Source organism: Pedobacter sp. G11 (genome assembly GCF_003860265.1).
Classification (GTDB): Bacteria; Bacteroidota; Bacteroidia; order Sphingobacteriales; family Sphingobacteriaceae; genus Pedobacter; species Pedobacter agri.
In genome coordinates this window covers 2849126-2869975 of record NZ_CP034190.1, presented here as the reverse complement: position 1 = coordinate 2869975, position 20850 = coordinate 2849126, and the positions used below count along the sequence as shown (strand labels likewise).

Annotated in this window: 16 protein-coding genes; 10 read left to right on the top strand and 6 right to left on the bottom strand. The window is 36.5% G+C overall.

Translation table 11 applies throughout. The annotated features are described in order from the left end of the window. Positions 1 to 8 precede the first annotated feature (8 nt). The 5 genes from EA772_RS12475 to EA772_RS12455 form a co-directional block, all read right to left on the bottom strand. Complete coding sequence (locus EA772_RS12475; protein WP_124913526.1) at positions 9 to 560, bottom strand: TerD family protein; 552 nt, start codon at positions 558 to 560, stop codon at positions 9 to 11. A gap of 53 nt (positions 561 to 613) precedes the next feature. Next, positions 614 to 1279 carry a TerD family protein gene (locus tag EA772_RS12470; RefSeq protein WP_124913525.1) on the bottom strand — a complete coding sequence of 222 codons (666 nt, stop codon included), beginning with the start codon at positions 1277 to 1279 and terminating at the stop codon, positions 614 to 616. Positions 1280 to 1294: 15 nt separating this feature from the next. Beyond that, complete coding sequence (locus EA772_RS12465) at positions 1295 to 1870, bottom strand: TerD family protein (protein WP_010601237.1); 576 nt, start codon at positions 1868 to 1870, stop codon at positions 1295 to 1297. A gap of 287 nt (positions 1871 to 2157) precedes the next feature. After that, complete coding sequence (locus tag EA772_RS12460) at positions 2158 to 3711, bottom strand: L,D-transpeptidase family protein (protein WP_124913524.1); 1554 nt, start codon at positions 3709 to 3711, stop codon at positions 2158 to 2160. A 106-nt stretch (positions 3712 to 3817) separates the two neighbouring features. Beyond that, entirely contained in the window at positions 3818 to 5383 is a 1566-nt protein-coding gene (locus EA772_RS12455) for a L,D-transpeptidase family protein (RefSeq protein ID WP_246833922.1), read from the bottom strand. Positions 5384 to 5657: 274 nt separating this feature from the next. Between EA772_RS12455 and hisG the strand changes: the two genes are divergently transcribed. The 10 genes from hisG to EA772_RS12405 all read left to right on the top strand — a co-directional run bounded on the left by hisG (position 5658) and on the right by EA772_RS12405 (position 14682). Further along, entirely contained in the window at positions 5658 to 6509 is an 852-nt protein-coding gene (gene hisG / locus EA772_RS12450; RefSeq protein WP_124913522.1) for an ATP phosphoribosyltransferase, read from the top strand. Positions 6510 to 6568: 59 nt separating this feature from the next. Continuing rightward, positions 6569 to 7855, top strand: coding sequence for a histidinol dehydrogenase (gene hisD / locus EA772_RS12445; protein WP_124913521.1), 1287 nt, complete (start codon positions 6569 to 6571; stop codon positions 7853 to 7855). 90 nt (positions 7856 to 7945) lie between these two features. Beyond that, a complete protein-coding gene (hisC, locus tag EA772_RS12440; RefSeq protein WP_124913520.1) occupies positions 7946 to 8986 on the top strand; it encodes a histidinol-phosphate transaminase in 1041 nt (346 codons plus the stop codon). A 3-nt stretch (positions 8987 to 8989) separates the two neighbouring features. Then, positions 8990 to 10123, top strand: coding sequence for a bifunctional histidinol-phosphatase/imidazoleglycerol-phosphate dehydratase HisB (gene hisB, locus EA772_RS12435; RefSeq protein ID WP_124913519.1), 1134 nt, complete (start codon positions 8990 to 8992; stop codon positions 10121 to 10123). Positions 10124 to 10309: 186 nt separating this feature from the next. Next, complete coding sequence (gene hisH, locus EA772_RS12430; protein WP_124913518.1) at positions 10310 to 10921, top strand: imidazole glycerol phosphate synthase subunit HisH; 612 nt, start codon at positions 10310 to 10312, stop codon at positions 10919 to 10921. Positions 10922 to 10956: 35 nt separating this feature from the next. Next, positions 10957 to 11706, top strand: a complete 750-nt coding sequence (hisA, locus tag EA772_RS12425) for a 1-(5-phosphoribosyl)-5-[(5-phosphoribosylamino)methylideneamino]imidazole-4-carboxamide isomerase (RefSeq protein ID WP_116169900.1) — start codon at positions 10957 to 10959, stop codon at positions 11704 to 11706. 84 nt (positions 11707 to 11790) lie between these two features. After that, positions 11791 to 12546, top strand: a complete 756-nt coding sequence (hisF, locus tag EA772_RS12420; RefSeq protein ID WP_124913517.1) for an imidazole glycerol phosphate synthase subunit HisF — start codon at positions 11791 to 11793, stop codon at positions 12544 to 12546. Between the two features lie 112 nt (positions 12547 to 12658). Next, positions 12659 to 13246 carry a bifunctional phosphoribosyl-AMP cyclohydrolase/phosphoribosyl-ATP diphosphatase HisIE gene (gene hisIE / locus EA772_RS12415; protein WP_124913516.1) on the top strand — a complete coding sequence of 196 codons (588 nt, stop codon included), beginning with the start codon at positions 12659 to 12661 and terminating at the stop codon, positions 13244 to 13246. 9 nt (positions 13247 to 13255) lie between these two features. Then, a complete protein-coding gene (locus EA772_RS12410) occupies positions 13256 to 13777 on the top strand; it encodes a hypothetical protein (protein ID WP_124913515.1) in 522 nt (173 codons plus the stop codon). A 5-nt stretch (positions 13778 to 13782) separates the two neighbouring features. Beyond that, positions 13783 to 14682, top strand: coding sequence for a WD40 repeat domain-containing protein (locus EA772_RS12405; RefSeq protein ID WP_124913514.1), 900 nt, complete (start codon positions 13783 to 13785; stop codon positions 14680 to 14682). A 251-nt stretch (positions 14683 to 14933) separates the two neighbouring features. On the opposite strand, the gene EA772_RS12400 is transcribed toward EA772_RS12405, so the two are convergent. Continuing rightward, a complete protein-coding gene (locus EA772_RS12400; RefSeq protein WP_124913513.1) occupies positions 14934 to 20792 on the bottom strand; it encodes an alpha-2-macroglobulin family protein in 5859 nt (1952 codons plus the stop codon). Positions 20793 to 20850: the final 58 nt, after the last annotated feature.

Sequence of the window (20850 nt, the reverse complement as noted above, 5' to 3'; positions counted from 1 at the left end):
GTCTAATTTTAGTTATACTTATTCAGGAAAAATTCAAGTCCGTCCTTCATTCCTGCACCAACTGCTTCAAATTTCCATTCGTTATTTCGTTTGTAAATTCTTCCAAATTCTACCGCTGTTTCTATCGAGAAATCTTCTTCCAGCTCATATTTTAGAATTTCAGTTTTTGTTCCATCAAATATTCTGATGTAAGAGTTTCTGATTTGTCCGAAGTTCTGTCTCCTGTTTTCGGCATCGTGTATAGTTACTACAATACAGATCTCAGACGCATCTCCCCCAATTTTAGACAGATCGACCTTGATTTGTTCGTCATCTCCATCGCCATCGCCTGTTAAATTATCGCCGGTGTGTTCTACCGCACCATCAGGTGTTTTTAAGTTGTTGTAGAACACAAAATGCGCATCAGAAAGCAGTCGCTTATTTTCGCCTAAAACAAATATTGAAGTATCTAAATCGAAACTACTTCCGGTTGATGAACTATTGGTATCCCAACCTAGTCCTACTGTAAATTGTGGCGCACTAATCGCCTCTCGTTGTCCTTTTTGCAGGTTAATTGCCATATTTGGTTATTTGAATGTATTTATATTTGAAAGCTTGTAGGGGTTTGAATAATTTAACTGACGTATTTTTTCAAAATCTCTAAAAAACTATCTGTTTGATGCGGCTCGCCAATGGCCCGGAATTTCCAACCGCCATCTTTTCGGTAGGCCTCGGCAAATACCATTGTGCACATACCGTTTAGGCTTGCATCGCCAGAAAGTGTGTATCGGGTAATTTCCTTTCCTTTTGCATCAACCGCTCGAATGAAGGCATTTTCAACCATACTGAAATGCTGATTATTTTGTCTTCCCTGATAGATAGACACTACAAAAATTATTTTTTGATAGATGCTGTCCAGTGAGTCGAGTTTTACGATAATCTGTTCATCATCTCCGTCACCGGCACCGGTTCTATTATCACCCGTAAGCCAAATGTTACCAGAAGGATGTCTCATCGAATTGAAGAAAATCACATCACCCTCAAAAAGCCCGACCTGCCGGCCGTTTTGATTGATGGTTCTACCTAGATTTAAAACTTTATCGTTACCATCTAAAAGGAAAGCAATGGCATCTAAATCAAATTCCTCTTCTTTAGGACCAAAAAGTTTGCCTAAGAAGCCGGTATTTTTCTGCCTTACATCCCAGCCTAAACCCATGGTTACTTTTGATAGGTCAAAAGCTTCGCCCTTATCATTTTTATGAAGATCAATAGTTTGACCTTTAACTAAATTTATAGCCATACAGAGCGTTGAATTTTATTTTATGATTTGACCTTTGAAATATTTAGATAGGAAGAAAGACAAATCTTCACGATAACCAATGCCTGAAGCTTCGAATTTCCATTGCCCGTCACGTTTATATAAGCGGCCAAATTCAACACCTGTTTCAATAGAAAAATCCTCCCCTAACTCATATTTGGCTACTTCTTCTCCAGTGCTATCGTCAACAATTCGGATATATGAATTTCTGACTTGTCCATAATTTTGCTTACGGGTAACCGCATCGTGGATGGTAACCACAAAAAGAATTTCCTGAATACTATCGTCAACTTTTGATAAATCAACCTGGATGCTTTCATCATCGCCTGTAGCACTGTTTCCCCCGGTCGGGTCATCGCCGGTATGGTGTAAAGCCTGATCAGGAGAATCTGTATTTCCGTAAAAAACAAAGTATTCTTCTGCTGGAATCAGGCGATTGGCATCAATCATAAAAGCTGATGCATCCAGGTCAAAATCATAGCCGGTGCCCTCGTTCGGATCCCAACCTAAGCCGACTGTGATTTTTGATAATCCAATATTAATTTTTTGTCCTTTTTGTAAATTGATTGCCATTGCTAATTTAAATTTTTGTGTATAAAAAAAATGAGATGTACGACATCAATGTCGCATTGAAAAATGCAACGAGATGCGAAAAAAGAGCTTTTTTAAATTAATAAAGCAGCTACGAATTTTCTAAATAATAGGGATAGGATTAGTTACAGCGACGTAGGTTGAGCGTTAATTTTTTTGTCCTGTAATTTGATTTCTATAGTTTAAATGTTTGATAACAAATATATTATTTTGGATTTCAAATCCAAATTCGGCTGTTAAAATCCTGCCTTTTTTTTATAACATTTGAGTTATAATCTATATTTTTTCATTGCCGCCCAAAGCTTTTCATCCAATTTATAAATGTCAGGGCGGTATTCGATTTTATTATTTTCCGACCACGCAGTGAAATAAGTGACGAGAATGGGTGTTTCAGCTTTAGGGCTAAACCTTACCGGAGCTAAATCTTTTTGAGGTATCTGTCCCGCTTTAAATCTGGAAACCGGTTGGCCTGCGTAATTACGTATAGGTTTTAGCCTCAATTCCTTTCTTATCGAATCATATTTTGCCGTATCTACAACTAAAAGTTCTGCAAGTTTCAATGGATTTTCCACCCTGATACAACCATGGCTTATCGCCCTGTTTTTCAATTTAAATCCTTGTTTAAAGTTAGTATCATGCAGATAAACGCTACTGCTGTTTGGAAAAATAAATTTAAGCCGACCTAAAGAATTGTCACTGCTTGGCTGCTGTACAAACAAAAAAGGGAAGTTACTCCTATCGTATTTATACCACCTAATGGTAGAAGGGTTTTCGATCTTTTTATTTTTGTAATAAACGGCTATATTTTTTCGCTTTAAATAATTCGAACTTCTTCCGATCATGGTATATACTTCCGTTTGGGCAATACTTTCAGGAATATTCCAAACTGGATTTGTATATAATTTTTTAATGTTGCTAAATAACATTGGGGTTTCTCTATTTTCAGGTCTATCTTTTATATCACCCGTTTTTTCAAACACCTTATATTGCGCATCGTAATCTAAATCTTTGGGACCTCCTACACAAACTTTCATAGCGGTTAAGGTATCTTTACCGTCAAAAAAGACCAATCTAAAATCAGGAATATTAACTTGTATAAACTGCTTGCCAACATCGGGCAGCACCCACCTTAAGCGTTCCATATTGATTAGCAATACCTTTTTTATCGAATCATTCTTAGAATTGAGATATTTTTCTTGTAAAGCCTTGTATTGAGCAGACTTACCTTGCAAGCTTGAAAGTGTATCAACAATATTGACAGCATTTAGGAGATTTGGTATGAAAAAGCTATCTGCCCGCTTCACGTCGATGAAATACCTGCTAAAGATTTCTTTCGGATTAATTACCCCATATTTTAAATAACTGGTATATCGAACCAAAGCATCGGCCGATAAGATTTCTAATCTTGAAATTGTAGGATAACTGTCTTTAACTGAACTGAAGTCATTCTCTCTTAGCTTGTTAATGAGTTGTTCAATTTCGGAAGTATGAAATATATTTGGGTTAAAGCCATGATCACCGCTTGTTTTAAGATAGCTCAACAGGGTATCAATACCAATGTTTGATAAGTACTTATTGATCAGGATTGGCTGGTTACCGGTGGAGACATAATACGCTTTAAGTTTATGAATATTTACGTATTTGGCAGACAAGTTTTTTAATTCCGCTGAGAACACTGAATCAAATGCAATGGAATCAAATGATAAATACTTCTCATCATGCAAGCTTTCAGCCAATAGTTCACCAGTTGAAGGTTTAGGCTTATGAGCGATAACAAAATAAATTAAAAGTGCAGGAAAAAAGAAGGCAATAAAAGTTTTCAAAATATAAATCCACTAAAAAAAAAAACACAAATCAATTCGGGATGTATACATTAATAAAAGGTTAGAATATAGTAGGGAAACCAATTCTAACCAGCAGTAATAATAGTTATCTAAATTTTTTCATGGCTGTCCATAGTTTCTCATCCATTTGATAAACATCAGGGCGATATTCAATTTTACCATTTTGAGCCCATGCAGTGAAATAAGTAATAATAAGCGGAACTGCTTTTTTTGGACCAAACCAAGCTGGTTTTAGTTGAAATGATTTCGTTGTATCTGCTTTTGCCGCCATACGTTTTTTGTACCATTTATTATGGGTGCTGTCAACAGGTGGCAAATCAACTTCAGCTCTTAATTTATCGTAGGTATAGCTATCGCCAACCAGTTTCTCTGCAAATTCAAGCGGTTTTTCAACTCGCACACAACCGTGACTAATTGCCCTGTTGGCTAAGTTGAAACCATTTTTATTATTGGTATCATGCAAGTAGATGCTTGAGCTGTTATCAAAAATAAATTTAAACTTACCCAGTGCATTCCCGCCGCCGGAACCTTGTTTAAATTTAAATGGCAGCTTATCTCTCGAATATCTACTCCAGTTTATGGTATCAGGCTCTCCGATTAATTTGTCTTTGTAATAAACATTAATGTTACTGTTGGATAGATAATACCGATCCTTTCTCGCCATCCAGTAAATTTCACTTTGGGCAATACTAACCGGAATATTCCAAACTGGATTTGCTTGTATAGAGTTAATTTTGCTGAATAACATCGGGGTTTCATGGTTCTTCGGCTTATCATCCAGATTACCTGATTTTGCAAAAGCTTTTAATTTTTCTTCGTAACCATTTTCACGCTTGCCCCCTACGCAAACCTTCATCGAAATCACAGTATCTTGTTCATCGAACCATGTAAGTTTAAAATCGGGGATATTTACCTGCACAAAGTTGCTTCCGGTTTCAGGCATCGCCCAGCGGAAACGCTCCATATTTAGCAGCAAAATACGCTTTTCATCGGCACTGCTGGCTGATAAATATGCGGCTTGTAAAGCTTTATATTGGGCTGATTTTGGCTGAACATTCCTCAGTTCTTCCACAAGGCTTTCAGATCCCAAAAGCTTGATCATACCCGCACTATCCGGCCGCTTTACCTTAATGTAATACCTGGAAAATATGTTTCTGGGATTTACTACTCCGTATTTTAAAAAATTGTTATAGTTGAGGTAGGCATTTGCTGACAGTAACTCCAGCTTTGCAATAAGAGGATAACTCTGTTCTACCTTTTTGATCTTATTGGCAGACAGCTCAGCCAATAACGTTTTAATTTCTTCAATTTTAAAAATTTTAGGATTAAAACCATGAGCACCACTCGTATTAAGAAATTCCACAAGGGAATCTAATTCCCCACTGATGTAGAATTTTGTAACCATTTTTGGCTCATTCTTATTTGCGGCGTAAAAAGCATTAATTGTTTTCGGATTAGTAAAAGATTCTGACAAACTATCCAAAGTTTTCACGAAAACGCTGTCGTAAGCAATCGTATCAAAATCTTTATAAATCTTATTATTAAAATGTTCTGCAAGTACTTTCCCAATTTCAGGTGGTTGTTTAAACCACCCACAGGCCGAAACAAGTAAAATAACCAGTATTATTAGAAAGCGAAAGTTTTTCAACACGTAAGTATTTATTGTGAAATAGAGATATAGCAATTTTAAAAAATCAATTAAGACAAATTAAGTGCCATTATTTTTTGATTTCCCATTTCAAACACTATATTTGCCAGCGCTAATCAGCTAAAGCATTGATATTGGCAGAAATAAATATATGAAATTAACTTTGAACCATCACTTACATTTGCATCATCGCCGTTAGGCGATATGATATGTTTGTTTTGTACTTCAAAACTTTTTTTCCGTAGAATAATTTCTTGCACACTCTATATTCAATACTTTGAAAACACTTAAAATTGCTATCCAGAAATCGGGTAGGTTAAACGAAAAATCTGTAGAAATATTAAAAAACTGTGGTCTCTCTTTCGAAAACTACAAGAGTTCTTTGATTGCTACTGTTGCAAATTTCCCATTAGAAATTCTTTTTCTTCGCGATGATGATATCCCGGAATACGTTCAGGATGGTATTGCCGATTTAGGAATTGTTGGCGAAAATGTAATCACCGAAACCAAAGCAAACGTTGAATATTTACAACGTTTGGGCTTTGGAAAATGCACCCTAAAAATCGCCGTTCAAACCGGGAGCGAAATCCAAAAATTAGAAGACCTAAACGGTAAAGCAATTGCCACTTCATACCCTGTAATTCTCGAAAAATTTTTAACAGAAAAAGGAATAAAATCAGACATCAGAACCATATCCGGTTCGGTAGAAATCGGACCAGGTTTAGGCTTAAGTGATGCGATTTTTGATATCGTTTCTACAGGCGGAACCTTGAAAAGTAACGGACTAAAACCGTTTGCCGACGTAATGAATTCTGAAGCAGTTTTAATCGGAAATCAATCGATAATTGACAATCCGGAAGTTGCAGAATTGCTGCAAAGAATCCGCTCAGTTTTAAGCGCAAAATCGAACAAGTATGTGGTGCTAAATGTTTCGAAAGATAACCTACAAAAAGTTGTTGATTTGCTACCGGGTGTTAAAAGTCCGACAGTAGTTCCGTTGTTTGAACCGAACTGGGTAGCCGTTCATTCTGTAATTGCTGAGGAAGATTTTTGGGATAAAATTAACAGCTTAAAAACTGCAGGTGCAGAAGGGATTCTAGTGATGCCAATTGAGAAAATAATCACCTAAAAAGAGCTAAAAAGCCGAAAAAAGACATTAACTATTAGTTAATTTAAAACTATAACACATTGAAAGTCTATAATTATACAGATTTATCTCAATCAAAAATTCAAGAACTCTGTTCGCGACAAATTGAAGACGATAAACTAGTTGAAGAACGTGTTGCAGACATCATCAAAACGGTAAAAAATGATGGAGATAAAGCACTGTTTAATTTTGCAAAAGCGTTTGATAAAGTAGCGTTAGAAAAACTCTATCTGGATGCTGATGAATTAAAACAGATTGCATCAAGTATTCCTACTGATGCAAAAAAAGCAATCGAAATTGCCTATCAGAACATCAAAACATTTCATCAATCTCAGTTAAAAGCTGAAGAAAAGATAGAGACCATGCCAGGCGTGGTTTGCTGGCGAGAATCGAGGGCAATCGAAAAGGTTGGTCTTTATATTCCTGGTGGTACCGCAGTTTTACCCAGCACTTTTCTAATGTTAGCTACACCTGCAATTATTGCCGGTTGTAGAGAAATTGTAGTTTGTTCTCCCCCACAAAATGATGGTAAAACAAATTGTTATTTGGCTTACTGCGCTGTGCTTTTAGGTATAGAAAGAATCTACCTAACTGGAGGTGCACAAGCGATTGCAGCAATGGCTTTCGGAACGGAAACCGTACCACAGGTTTATAAGATATTCGGCCCGGGCAATCGTTATGTTACTTGCGCCAAGACAATAGTTCAAAACAAGGTAGCCATAGATATGCCGGCAGGTCCATCAGAGGTTTTAGTGATCGCTGATGATACTGCAAACCCATCATTTGTAGCTGCCGATTTACTTGCACAAGCAGAACATGGAACTGATAGCCAGTCAGTTTTAGTAGCTACATCAAAAGAAATGATAGAAAAGACTATATTAGAAATTGAAAATCAGCTTCCTATACTTCCAAGAAAAGAAATTGCAGCAAAGGCAATCGAAAATTCTTATGCTATATTGGCTGAAAATACCGGGATAGCGATGAGTTTTTCTAATGAATACGCACCAGAACACTTGATTCTGGCGACAGACAAGTTCGAAAATATTATCCCGCTGATAATCAATGCAGGTTCAGTATTCTTAGGAAACCTTACTCCAGAAAGCGCAGGAGATTATGCTTCAGGAACGAACCATACTTTACCTACAAGTGGCTTTGCTAAAGCCTATTCAGGTGTTTCAACTGATGCTTTTCTTAAGAAGATAACCTTTCAGCATCTTTCATCGAAAGGATTAAATAACATTGGTACTACCGTTGAAACGCTTGCATCAGCCGAAGGATTGGAGGCACACAAGAATGCAATTTCAATTAGATTAAGGAACAATGATTAAAGAACAAAGATAAATTAGCTGAACATTAGATATGGCTAGGTGCAAGTCTTTCATCTTTGCTCCTTGTTCCTTCATCACAAAACTTATAAAATGGACATTAACGATTTAGTTAGAGAAAATATAAAAAACCTTAAACCATACTCTACCGCCAGAGATGAATTTAAAGGTCAGGCATCAGTATTTTTAGATGCGAACGAAAATAGCTACGGCTCTCCCCTACCTGCAAATTATAACCGCTACCCAGACCCATTGCAGTTAGATTTAAAGGATGCGATTAGCAAAATTAAAGGTGTGCCTATTGAAAACACCTTTTTAGGCAATGGTAGCGATGAGGCAATTGATTTATTATTTCGGGCATTTTGTAATCCTGGAAAGGATAATGTAATTGTACTCCCTCCAACTTATGGAATGTATGAAGTTTCTGCCAATATTAATGATGTAGAAATTCGTAAAGTAAGCTTGCTGCCAAACTTCCAGTTAGACATGGAAAAGATTGCAGAAACGATTGATAAAAACACGAAATTAATCTTCATTTGTTCGCCAAATAATCCAACAGGAAACTCAATAAATCGTGAAGATATTGAAACCATTTTGACCAACTTTAAAGGCATTGTTGTAGTGGATGAAGCTTACATCAATTACGCCCGACAAAAGACATTTATTCAAGAGTTAACGGAGTACGCAAACCTGGTAGTTTTGCAAACATTTTCTAAGGCTTGGGGACTTGCGGCATTGCGTTTAGGCATGGCATTTTCTTCTCGAAAAGTGATTGATGTTTTGAACAAAATTAAGCCACCTTACAACATCAATCAAGCCACTCAGGATTTAGCTTTCGAAGCACTAAAAAACATTGCTCAAGTGAACGATTGGATTAGAGAATCTGTTGCCGAAAGACAGCGACTTTTTAGCGAATTAAACAACCTGAATATCGTAACAAAAGTTTATCCCTCGGATGCAAATTTTATCTTAACCGAAGTAACGGATGCGACTAAAATTTATGATACTTTAGTTGATGAAGGAATCATTGTTCGCGACCGTTCGAAAGTTATCTTGTGCGAAGGCTGTTTAAGAATTACAGTGGGCACAAAAGATGAAAATGATAAACTGTTAACTATTCTGAAAAATTTTTAAAAGATGAAGAAAGTATTATTTATAGATAGAGACGGAACTTTGAACATTGAGCCTGATGATGAACAAGTCGATAGTTTCTCGAAATTAAAATTTTATCCTCGTTCCTTATATTACCTTTCTAAAATAGCTGCAGAAATGGATTACGAATTGGTAATGGTTACGAATCAGGACGGATTGGGAACAGCTTCAAATCCTGAAGAAAATTTTTGGCCGATTCACAATTTCATGCTGGATACTTTCGCTGGCGAAGGTGTAAATTTCAGTGAAATTATTATCGACAGAACTTTTGCGAAAGACAATGCCCCTACCCGCAAACCTGGAACTGCGTTACTGACTAAATATTTTAGCGGAGATTACGATTTAAAAAATTCGTATGTAATTGGCGACAGGTTAAATGATGTTGTGCTGGCTAAAAACTTAGGTGCAAAAGCAATTTTTCTTCGTCAGAATGATGCACTAGGCTCTACCGAAGCGTTAGATAAACACGAAACCTTATTAGATATCATCATTCTGGAAACCCAGAAATGGGAAGACATTTACAACTTGCTTAAAGCTGGAAGTAGAAAAATTAACCATGTGCGTAAAACCAATGAAACTGATATTACCATTAATTTAGACCTTGATGGTACTGGAAAAGCTAAAATTGAAACTGGATTAAACTTTTTCGACCACATGCTCGACCAGATTGCTAGGCATGGGAGTGTTGACTTAGAAGTAGTTGCCAAAGGAGATTTACATATAGATGAACACCACACCATTGAAGATACGGGAATTGCACTCGGTGAGGCTTTTGCAAAAGGTTTAGGCAATAAATTAGGGATAGAGCGTTATGGTTTTTGTTTACCAATGGATGATTGTTTAGCACAAGTTGCCATCGATTTTGGTGGTCGCAACTGGATAGTTTGGGATGCAGAATTTAAACGTGAGAAAGTTGGCGATATGCCTACGGAAATGTTTTATCATTTCTTTAAATCGTTTAGCGATGCAGCAAAATGCAATTTGAACATTAAAGCGGAAGGCGATAACGAACATCATAAAATTGAAGCTATCTTTAAAGCTTTCGCAAAAGCGATTAAAATGGCGGTGAAACGTGATGCAGAGAAAATGGTTTTGCCGAGCACTAAAGGCTTGTTGTAAAGTAGAGGGCTGAAGGGTGGAAGGTTGAAGGTCTTGATGCACAAACTTTAAATCCTAAACCTGATAACAGTGAAAATATTTTTATGTCAGTCTGAGCTTGTCGAAGACCAATAAAAATATTGGAACGAATAGCAGGACTACAGTACCAATGAAAAACTGACATTCATTTTCTAATGATTAATTGAAATGGAAGAAAATAAGATGAACACAATTGGCATCATAAACTACGGAGCGGGAAATATTTTCTCCTTAACCGCAGCTTTAGAAAGACAAAACATACCATACGGAATGGTAAATACTGCTGCTGATTTAGAGAATTACAGCCATATTATCATCCCGGGCGTAGGCCATGCAGGTGCAGCGATGGAGAAATTAAAACATACCGGATTAGTAAGCGCAATAAAAGCGCTAGAAAAACCTGTGTTGGGCATTTGTGTAGGTATGCAATTAATCACAGCGCATTCGGAAGAAGGCGACGCAGCTTTGCTAGATATTGTACCGGTTAAGACAAAAAAATTCGATAAGTTACTGAATATCAAAATCCCACACATGGGATGGAATGCTATTGAGCACAAAAACAATTCTCTATTTGAGGGTGTTGAAGATAATGCACAATTTTACTTCGTTCATTCGTACTTTATTGAATATAACCCTACTTTTGACATCGCCTCTGCTCAATATGGACTAAAGTTCTCGGCAGCAGTGCAAAAAGATAATTTTTATGGCGTTCAGTTTCATCCCGAGAAATCAGGTAAGGCTGGCGAACAGATATTAAAAAACTTTTTAAACCTCGGTTGAGATTAGACTTTCAACCTTAAATTATAACTCGAGAAATGTACATAATTCCTGCTATTGATATTTTGGATGGAAAAGTAGTTCGTCTGCGTGAAGGCGATTACAACCAAAAAACTGAATATGACGTTTCTATCGCGGAAATGATAGAAAAATACCGTTCAAATGGAACAGATTTCATCCACATTATTGATTTAAATGGTGCCAAAGGTGATTTTAGTAACCAGAAATCTCTTTTTGAAATCATTAAAAAAACCGAGATGAAGGTGCAGTACGGAGGCGGAATCCGTACAATTGAGCAGGTAACTAATTTACTTGACGCCGGGATTCACCGTGTGATTGTAGGCACACAAGCCATTACCAACCCAGATTTCTTACAACAGCTAAGCGAGGCATTTGCAAAAAAAGACAACTACGCAAACCGTATAGTTATTGCCATCGATGTTTTAGATGAGGTAATTAAATATTCAGGCTGGATGGAAAGTTCGCCAATTAAACTAATGGACTACGTGGATAAATGTCTGGCCTTAGGATTTTTCCGTTTCTTGTGTACGGATATTAGCAAAGATGGAAAATTAGGTGGCGCTGCAATAGAACTTTATCAAAAACTGCTAGAACACTCGCCAATGATTAAATTAATCGCATCTGGTGGCGTAAGCTCAATGGATGATATTTATGAGTTGGCCAAATACCCGATTAGAAGTGTGGTGGTGGGAAAAGCGATTTACGAAGATAGAATTACCATTGAACAAATTAAAGAGTGGAATTTGAAAGCTTTGAGTTCGATTTAAATTAAACCGTCATTGCGAGGCACGAAGCAATCTATATTGCGAGAAAGATTGCTTCGTGCCTCGCAATGACGAAAACCCAAACAAATGCTGAGCAAAAGAATAATCCCCTGCCTAGATGTTAAAGATGGTCGTACCGTAAAAGGTGTAAACTTTGTTGATTTACGTGATGCTGGCGATCCTGTAGAATTGGCCGCACAATATGCACAACAAGGAGCAGATGAGTTGGTTTTTCTTGATATAACCGCTACTCACGAACGTAGAAAAACCATGATTGAAATGGTAAAATCCGTTGCCCGACAATTAAATATCCCATTTACCATTGGCGGTGGCATTACAGAAATTGCCGATGCGGAGGCTTTGTTAAATGCTGGCGCCGATAAAATCAGCATCAATTCGGCAGCTGTTCGTAATCCTAAGCTGATTGAAGAATTAGCAAAAACATTTGGGGTGCAATTTGTGGTTTTAGCGGTCGATACTAAATTTATTGATGGCAAAAATAGGGTTCACTTAAACGGTGGAAGATTAATAACCGAACTCGAAACCGAAACCTGGATTAAACAAGCTGAAGATTTTGGGGCAGGAGAAATCTTGCTAACCTCTATGGACCATGATGGCACTAAAGCTGGTTTTGATTGTGGCTTATTGAGTAAGGTAAACCAAATGATTAACATCCCGATAATTGCTTCGGGTGGAGCAGGTAGCATGCAACATTTTACCGAGGTTTTTCAAAAGGCTAATGTAGATGCTGCTTTAGCGGCATCGGTTTTTCATTACGGTGAAATCCTGATACCTGATTTGAAACAAGAATTAAATAGAAATAATATTCCAGTAAGGATATAAAATACATTCTTCATTACAAGCACGAAGCAATCTTACTACTATAGCGAGCAAATAAAACCTCATCACTTTAGGATTGCTTCGTTCCTCGCAATGACGAAATCAAATAAAAACAATGAATATAGATTTTAATAAAAGTGATGGTTTGGTTCCTGTAGTAATACAAGATGAGCAAACTTTAGAGGTTTTAATGCTGGGCTACATGAATGCTGAAGCATTTGATAAGACAAAAGCTGAAGGTAAAGTAACCTTCTTTTCTCGCTCTAAAAACCGCTTATGGACTAAAGGCGAAGAAAGTGGTAATTTTGTTTTCGTAAAATCTATTCATATCGATTGTGATAACGACACAATATTAATTAAATCAAATCCTGTTGGGCCAACTTGCCACACCGGTAGCCGCAGCTGTTTCCAAACTGAATACAACCAAAATTTCATTTTCGAGTTAGAAAACATTATTACCGATAGATACGAAAATCCTGTTGAGGGTTCATACATCAATAAAATGAGAGCCAAAGGCTTAAACAAAATCGCTCAAAAAGTTGGCGAAGAGGGTGTAGAAACGGTAATTGCCGCATTGGCAGAAACTGAAGAAGAATTCATCGGTGAGGCATCTGATTTACTATTTCATTTGATGTTTTTATTAAAAGAAAAAGGTTTATCAATTCAAGATATTGCGAAGAACTTAGAGAAAAGACATAAGTAAGTTACCATAGTGAAAACTGAAATAACCTTTGACCACTTAAACATATATGTTAGGAAAAAAATTCCTACTAATATATTTTTAAAAATATTCTTAGTTATTTTTAATCTAGGAACAATAATTGGTTTATTTTATTTCGTTTTCCTTTTGCAAGAAAATAAACCAAATCCATTGCCATTATTATTACCAATAGCCTACGGATTTACAATCGGAAAGTACTTTCTTTGGAACACCTTTGGCGAAGAGTTTTATATTATTAGCACTTCTTATATATCATACCAGCATGATTACGGTTTTTGGAAAACTACGCTCAAAACTTTGAAGTATGACTTTATCTCAACCAATAGCATTAATCAGGAAGAACTAACCCTTATTTTCATCCGTTATAACGATGAGAAATTGCAAGAAGAAATATTTCGTACATCATTAGCGATTTCGATTGTTGATTCAGAATTAATCTTTAATAAATTAAATGAAATTAAACTAGATGAATTTGGTCATGAAGTAAATTTCCCAATAATTTTTCCGAACTAAATCACATGCTCAAACACCTAAAAACCCTTTCTGGCCATCAAAACCCAATTTATGCTTTAGCTAATTCGGCAGATAAGGAAGTATTTTTTAGTGCCGGAAACGATAAAGGAGTTGTAGAATGGTCGCTTGAAACCATGGCTTTTGTGAAAGTTAAATTGCCAGTGCAAAGTTCTGTTTATTACCTCCACTATTACAATTACCAACTTTTTGTAGGCGAGCGAAGTGGAGCATTTAGCGTTTATGATTTTAAAGAAGACAAGGTAATTGGAAGAGTTAATGCCCATACCAAGCCCATTTTCAATATTCAAGTTGTAAAAAGCAAAAACGAACTTTTAACTACTGGCGAAGATGGTTCTGTTGCCGTTTGGTCGCTCAATGATTTTTCAGAAATCTATCGGTTTCAGGCGGCCTACGATACCGTTAGAGCCATTGCCATTTCCCCTGATGAAACTGAAATCGCCTTTGGCTGTAAAGACCATTTAATAAAAATTTATAATCTGGCTGATTATAGCATCAGGCAAAATCTTGATAGCCATTCCCTACCTGTAACCTCATTGGCCTATCATCCCACTGGGAAATACTTGATTACAGGCAGCAGAGATGCACAGTTAAAAGTTTGGAATTTACCGAATTATGAACTACTTCAAACCATCCCTGCGCACATGTTTACCGTTTACGATATTGCTTTTCATCCTACCCTGCCCTATTTCGCAACTTGCAGTCAAGATAAAAGCATCAAACTTTGGGATGCAGAAAACTTTAAGCTTTACAAAATTCTAAGTTTAGAAAAAGGAGAGTTTGGGCATACACATTCCATCAATAAAATGATTTGGAATAAGGATGGAAAATATCTCATTTCTACCGGAGATGATAGAAAAGTAATGATTTGGGAGATGGAGCGCTAATTTTTTTCTTCGAAAATGAAAGTTCAATAGTTCCTGGAAGCCATCAGTCCCGCTATCGCCTATAGTCCTCGTTCGTACCTCACTCCGGGCTATTTGGCTCTATCGGGTTTAGTTACAAAGGGCTGTATTGCCAAAACCGACAAAAACCCAACATTTTCTTTTCCATAACAGTCATGGTAAGGACAGAGCAATCTGCACAATAAGATAACTTCGTCCCTTGCAATGACGAAATAATTAAAGGGATAGGTTAATTAATTTATATTGACCTTTTTCATTCCTTCTCTACCATAAAAAACCGGAAAATACATCATTTCTGCTCTTGCAGGATTTAAAACGTAAGAACCAGAATATCTTGGCATTAGATCTATTTCGAAAGTGTATTTACCTTGTTTTAGTTTTGTACAAAAGATGGAGGTTTTATTTTTAAAATATTCGCGGTGTGTTTCAACTCCCCAAAAATTCTGGATTTTGTTCTCATAACTGCAACCAGCCGGGATAGGGATTTCGATCATCACATAATCGGCATCTGCCTTTACTTCAACCTCCACCTTTAATTTCGCCAGGGTTCCCGCTTTTAGCTTGGTTACTATTCCTCCATTTTGCAAAATACTAGAAGTAACCTTAAAATCTTTATCTACCTTTTTAGGTGTTGCATTTTGAAATTGCTGATAAGCCGTAAAGTAAACTGCTGATCTGCCTTTCTTTTCTACCTTTAAATCAGTAGGATTTGCGATTACGCTATCGAAAGGAAACTGAGTGATTACCTGCTCATTTACTTTAATGGATGCGGGTTCTCTTTTATCGTTCGTAGAAATAAAAGCGGGCAGAATAGTCTCTAAAATTAATGATGCTTCATAGGTATTTCGCCATTGGCCATCTTTACGTTGCTCCAAAAAGTAAAGTGCTATCTTCTCCAATTCATTATCATAACCGCCTGCATTTTTTAAAATTCTATAAGCTAATAATGTATTCTGAATGCTATTATCCCAAAAACGAATGCTCTCCTCTCCCCAATAAATACTACCAAACATGGTTTGTTTTTTAAGCTTGGTTAGCACACTTAAATCTATTTTCAAACCTGCCATTTGCTTCAATTCCATCATTTCTAACAAGCTAAAGGTAGATACTTTGATTTCTCTCTGTTTCAACGCTAAAACCTCTGCAGAAAGGCCCGCATCACGTTTTCTTTCCTTTTCTTCAAATGCCAAAACCCAATCTTTAATGTAATTTTTGCGATCCAGCAAGTGCAATAGTTTAATTACTTGTATATCGTTATGATTGGGCTCATCAGTTAGTTTCGTAACTAAATAGCGTTGTAATAAGGGCTTGTTTAAGTCGACTGCATAACCTTCTCTTTCAGCTTGCAATAGCGCTTCAACTACGTGCAAGCTAATCCACATTTGCTCCTCAGTATTTTGCCACCAACCCCAGGTTCCTTGTGGTTTTCTGTTCTGTTGCAGTTTTTTAAGGATGAAAGTAATGTCTTTTTCGTGGTTAAACTTTTGATCTAAGTATTTACGTACCCTTTTCTCTAACAATAGTGATTTCAATTTAGACGCCAATTGCTCGTTACACAAATATTCGTAATTGCGCAGTTTGCTTATCTCATCCAACAAAGTCGGAAAAACTGAAGCTTCTGCCCTGAGCGTTATTTTGCCTAAGTTTTTATCAAAGGCATAGTTTACTGTTGTATCTCTTAGCAAAGCTGAAAAATAGCCTTTGGTTTCTTTCACGCCCGCTTCAAATACAGGGATTTTTCTACGCTCGCCATCAAAGTAGCCGTTTTCTTGCGCCAAGGTATATTCAAAATTTAAGCTGTCTTTTGATTTTACCACAATTCCCAAAGTATCAATTAATGAATTTTTAAACTTCACGGTGGAGTTTCGAAGTTCTTTACCGTTGTACGAGAACTTACGATTGCCCGTTTCCTCCATCGGCGTGTAGTTCATTAACTTACCTAAAACATTAATACTATCGCCAACAGTAGCAAAAAGTGGTGATACGAAATTAGCACTTAGTGACTTAAATGATTTGATAGTTCCTTCTGTGTAACCGGTTTGCTTATTGCCGTTCATTGCCATTACACGTGTTTTCCACTTCGTAATATCATCTGGAAATTTTACCGTAAACTTAGCCACACCATTTTCATCTGTAGTTAATTTAGGTTGCCAAAAGCCTTCATCGTTAAAGTTTGTGCGCATTGTTTGTTGCTGTGCAACTGCTTCTCCGGCTAGATTTCTTGCCAAATTGCCTTTTTTACTTTTTACGATAATTACCCCATTAACTGCTTGCGAACCGTAAATAGCTGTAGCACTGGCATCTTTTAAAACGGTAACATCTTTTACCAAATCCTTGTCTAAACTGCTGATATCGCCATCAAAAGGTACGCCATCTAAAATAATCAAGGGTTTTTTGTTGGCAGATAGCGTTGACGAACCTCTTAACATTACAACTTCTTCAAGTAACAATCCTGGAGCTGAACCTACTAATGCATTGGTTAACTCATTACTGACAGACATCGTTGCGCTTGCAGTCATGTTTTGTTTTCTCACTGCGCCATATCCTACTACCTCAATTTCCTTTAAATTGTTGTCAATTGTATCTATTAGAATATCTCCAACTGAGCCATTTGCTATATCAAATATTTTATCATAAAATCTTCTCGCAGATATCTTTAAGGCTCCCTTTTCTGGTGTTTTAAAGCTAAATAATCCTTTAGCATCACTGATGGTTTGCAGATCTAAGCCAACAACTCTTACCACAATCCCTTGCAACGGCTTTTTGGTTTGGCTTGATAAAATTCTTCCCTGCACTTTGTTTTTCAACTCATTTTTATCGAATAAGTGGCTGTTAAAAAATTGCTGATGCTTTTCTGAAATAGGCTGAAGGCCAAAACTCGGAACAGACTTAATCATACTATCCAGTTTCTGGCTAAATACATCCGCTTCTGAAATCTTAAAACTGCTCCATTGGTAATAGTTTGCGCCGTTTGCTTTTACGTTTATGCTATCGGTAATAAAATAGCTGTTATCTTTCAACAAAAACATCAATCTATATTTTCCGCTTTCGTAAATATCTGTATTGATATCGCCCTTGTAAATGCGTAAAAAATTTGCCTGATTAGGTTTAAAAGCAATAATGTTTTTGATGTATGGAATATGATTGGTAAAAGCAGTATCAATATCATACCTCAATTTTCCGGTAGATTTTAAGCCTACATAATCGATATCCAAAAGCTGTGTAGTACGACTGCGCAAATCCATAAAGTCTAACCAAATTTTATCAATTTCTTTCTTTTTTAAGGCGTACTCGTTGGCGAAGTTTGTATTTCCGTTATCGGCACCTCTATTTAGTTTGGTATCAAAGGCATAGGTTGTTTTGTTTGATTTTTGCTTGATTAAACCCGGCTCAAAAGTGTAGGTATATCCTGCTTCTTTTGTAAAATTCTGACGCCATTTTTCATTATCAAAAATCAATAGGTTTTCTCGTATCGGGCCAACTAAAAGCTCTTTCTCAATACGATTGTTGGGATTTATCAATAAACGAGTATCAGAATTTAGGGCAGAAACAGTAGTTTTATTAAGATCAGAATGATTGGCAACTCTTATCATGTAATGATCCAATTGCTGGCTTTCTTCTGTTGTAAGCGTTGTAGGCTTGTTTACCGTTACCAGTTTATTTGTAGTATCTGCCAGAATGCTTAAAATGGTTTTCTTGCCAGCTGTGATGTTATGATTAACAGTTATTAATTTATCCGCTGTGCGTATTTTAAATTGGTGAATACCTGGCTTTACAACAAAAGAATAACGTTGCAATTGCTGTGCTTTGCTAAAATAAACCGGTTCATTATCGATATAGACTATAGTGGCAGGCAAAATTGCGCCATCAAGAACCACAAATGGGGCAACCTGGGTGGTGGTATCGTTTGTAGTTTCTGTGGTATGATAAATCGGATTTGGGTGTGTAAACTTGTAATACTCTATGGTATCTAAGCCTAAACTTTTACTCCATTTGGTCCAGGTGAGTTGATCTAACTTTGTGCTCACGCTACCGTAAGCTTCATCGGCCTCTATTTTAATTTTGTTGGTTTTGTGCGCTAGATATTTTCGACCCAAATAAGGTAACCTCACATCCGGAACGTCTGTAAATTTTGCAGTGAAGGCTTGTGCAGTAACATCCGTTTCGGCTACGGGTTTATGGTTTAGATCTGCAACCTGCACCAACATATTTACTTTTTGGCCAGGGTAAACCATATCTGGCGCAATCAGTTTTAAGTTTAATTGGTAAGGGTTATAGAATGCACTTACTTCGCTGGTTTCTTCATCTCCATCCCAAAAATAATTAATGCGTATATGACTAGCTTTTCGGCTATCATTTTTAATCAATGTATCAAGTTGATTGGTATAACCTCTTAAAATAACTTTGTTATCAGCAAAAACGGTATACCAAAAAGGCACTTTATGCTCATTGATGACCACTACACGCAAACTGTCTTTATTTTGCAGGGCGTTAATTTGCAGTTCAGGTTTTAGTTTTGTGATGTCAATGGTAGCAGTATCTTTCGGCGTTTCTATCTCGTAATATTCTGCTCGGTAATCAATTTTAGTAACATAAGGCAAAGTAATGTTTTGCGAATTGATCACTACATCATCTTCGATAAAACTCGTCATCTTGGCCTGCTGACTTTCACTTTTATTGTTTACCAAATAAGTGATAGCCAAACTATCCTTTCTAAATTCAGACTTTATCTCGACAGGTTTAACAGCTTTTTTTGTGCTCTTCCAATCGTTGTAAGTTAAAGATTTTGATGCCGTTCTTACTTCGTTATTGCTGTTCAAAAATTTGGCACTCACGTCAAAATTAAGGTTAGCTCTTGGAAAAATATCTGCTGGTAGAACAAGTTTGGTCTCACCAACAGGCTCTAACGAAATGTTCTTTTGCCAAAGTGTATCAGGTACGAAAACTTTTTTATCTGCATAATAATTTACATGACTGGTGGTCAGCGTAAGTTCTACCCTACCGTCAGGAACTGCCAATTCATTTTCATCTGTCGCTTTAAAATAAACGGTAATTAAACTGTCTTTTGTCTGCTCATTCCGATCAGTTCGAAGCACAAAATCAAGCGATTTCAATTCATAATCTTCGTAACGGAAATTGTTGCTGATGCGAAATGCTTTCTTCGGCTTTTTAGATTTTTCTTCCAAACTAATTCCATAATTCCTATCAAGCTTTAAGTTTAAACTATCTGCAAGCAGGAAACTATATTCGTAACCCCCATTCTTATAAGGATTAATTGTAGCTAAGTTCTTTCGAGCGCCATCAATCTGCAAAATTACTTCTGCCGATTTGTTTTTTAGGTTTCCGCCTTTGGCATTAATGATAAAAGATTTGAATTTTACCGTGTCGTTTGGTTTGTACATCGGCTTGCTAAAAACCATATAACCTGCATACAAAGGTCTGTTACTGCTTTTCTTTTTAAAAATGGTTTTAATTGGTTGCCAAAAATATTTGATGGGAAAAGAATAGGCTACTTTTTTAAAGAACGACCAATCTTCCCTGTCATCATCATAGTAATTATCATCGTCAACATCGTATTCAAAAAAATTACTTACACCTTCATGCACCACTTTTATAATACCTTCTTCTTTCGGCTTGCCATTTTCCTTACTATGCTTGCTCCTATACAATTTTGCTTTTACATTGTAAATTACCCTTTTTCTGCCATCAATTTCTACGGATGCATTGGCAATTAAATTGCCTTTAATATCTGTTACGTAAAACTGAAAATCATTCTCGTTATTAATAAACTGTAATAAAACGTTGTTTTCGCTTAACAAACTTGTATTGAGATTACCTCCGCTAGCACTTACCATCAGGTAATTTCCGTAAGGTAAATCGCTTTTCTTGTAATCGCGATAATAGTCTGAACTAATTAATGTATGATAGAAATCATTGTTAACCTTGTTATCTTTGAGTAAGCTAACAACCTCTTTATCAGTTATTTTATAAACAAATGTTACATTACTGGCTAGTTTGCTTTTAGACAGTTTATTTTGGGCTAAGGCGCTGAAAGTAAAGAATAGGGAAAGGAAAAGTAAGCGTAATTTCATAAGCAATTAATTTATTAACTGATGTTTTTTTCATCAGTAATCCATAAACTAATAGAGG

What these genes read in the sequence shown, in the direction of transcription:
- EA772_RS12475 (WP_124913526.1), bottom strand. Translation starts at nt 560, where the DNA reads ATGGCAATTAACCTGCAAAAAGGACAACGAGAGGCGATTAGTGCGCCA.
- EA772_RS12470 (WP_124913525.1), bottom strand. Translation starts at nt 1,279, where the DNA reads ATGGCTATAAATTTAGTTAAAGGTCAAACTATTGATCTTCATAAAAAT.
- EA772_RS12465 (WP_010601237.1), bottom strand. Translation starts at nt 1,870, where the DNA reads ATGGCAATCAATTTACAAAAAGGACAAAAAATTAATATTGGATTATCA.
- hisC (WP_124913520.1), top strand. Translation starts at nt 7,946, where the DNA reads ATGGACATTAACGATTTAGTTAGAGAAAATATAAAAAACCTTAAACCA.
- hisB (WP_124913519.1), top strand. Translation starts at nt 8,990, where the DNA reads ATGAAGAAAGTATTATTTATAGATAGAGACGGAACTTTGAACATTGAG.
- hisH (WP_124913518.1), top strand. Translation starts at nt 10,310, where the DNA reads ATGGAAGAAAATAAGATGAACACAATTGGCATCATAAACTACGGAGCG.
- hisA (WP_116169900.1), top strand. Translation starts at nt 10,957, where the DNA reads ATGTACATAATTCCTGCTATTGATATTTTGGATGGAAAAGTAGTTCGT.
- hisF (WP_124913517.1), top strand. Translation starts at nt 11,791, where the DNA reads ATGCTGAGCAAAAGAATAATCCCCTGCCTAGATGTTAAAGATGGTCGT.
- hisIE (WP_124913516.1), top strand. Translation starts at nt 12,659, where the DNA reads ATGAATATAGATTTTAATAAAAGTGATGGTTTGGTTCCTGTAGTAATA.
- EA772_RS12405 (WP_124913514.1), top strand. Translation starts at nt 13,783, where the DNA reads ATGCTCAAACACCTAAAAACCCTTTCTGGCCATCAAAACCCAATTTAT.
- EA772_RS12400 (WP_124913513.1), bottom strand. Translation starts at nt 20,792, where the DNA reads ATGAAATTACGCTTACTTTTCCTTTCCCTATTCTTTACTTTCAGCGCC.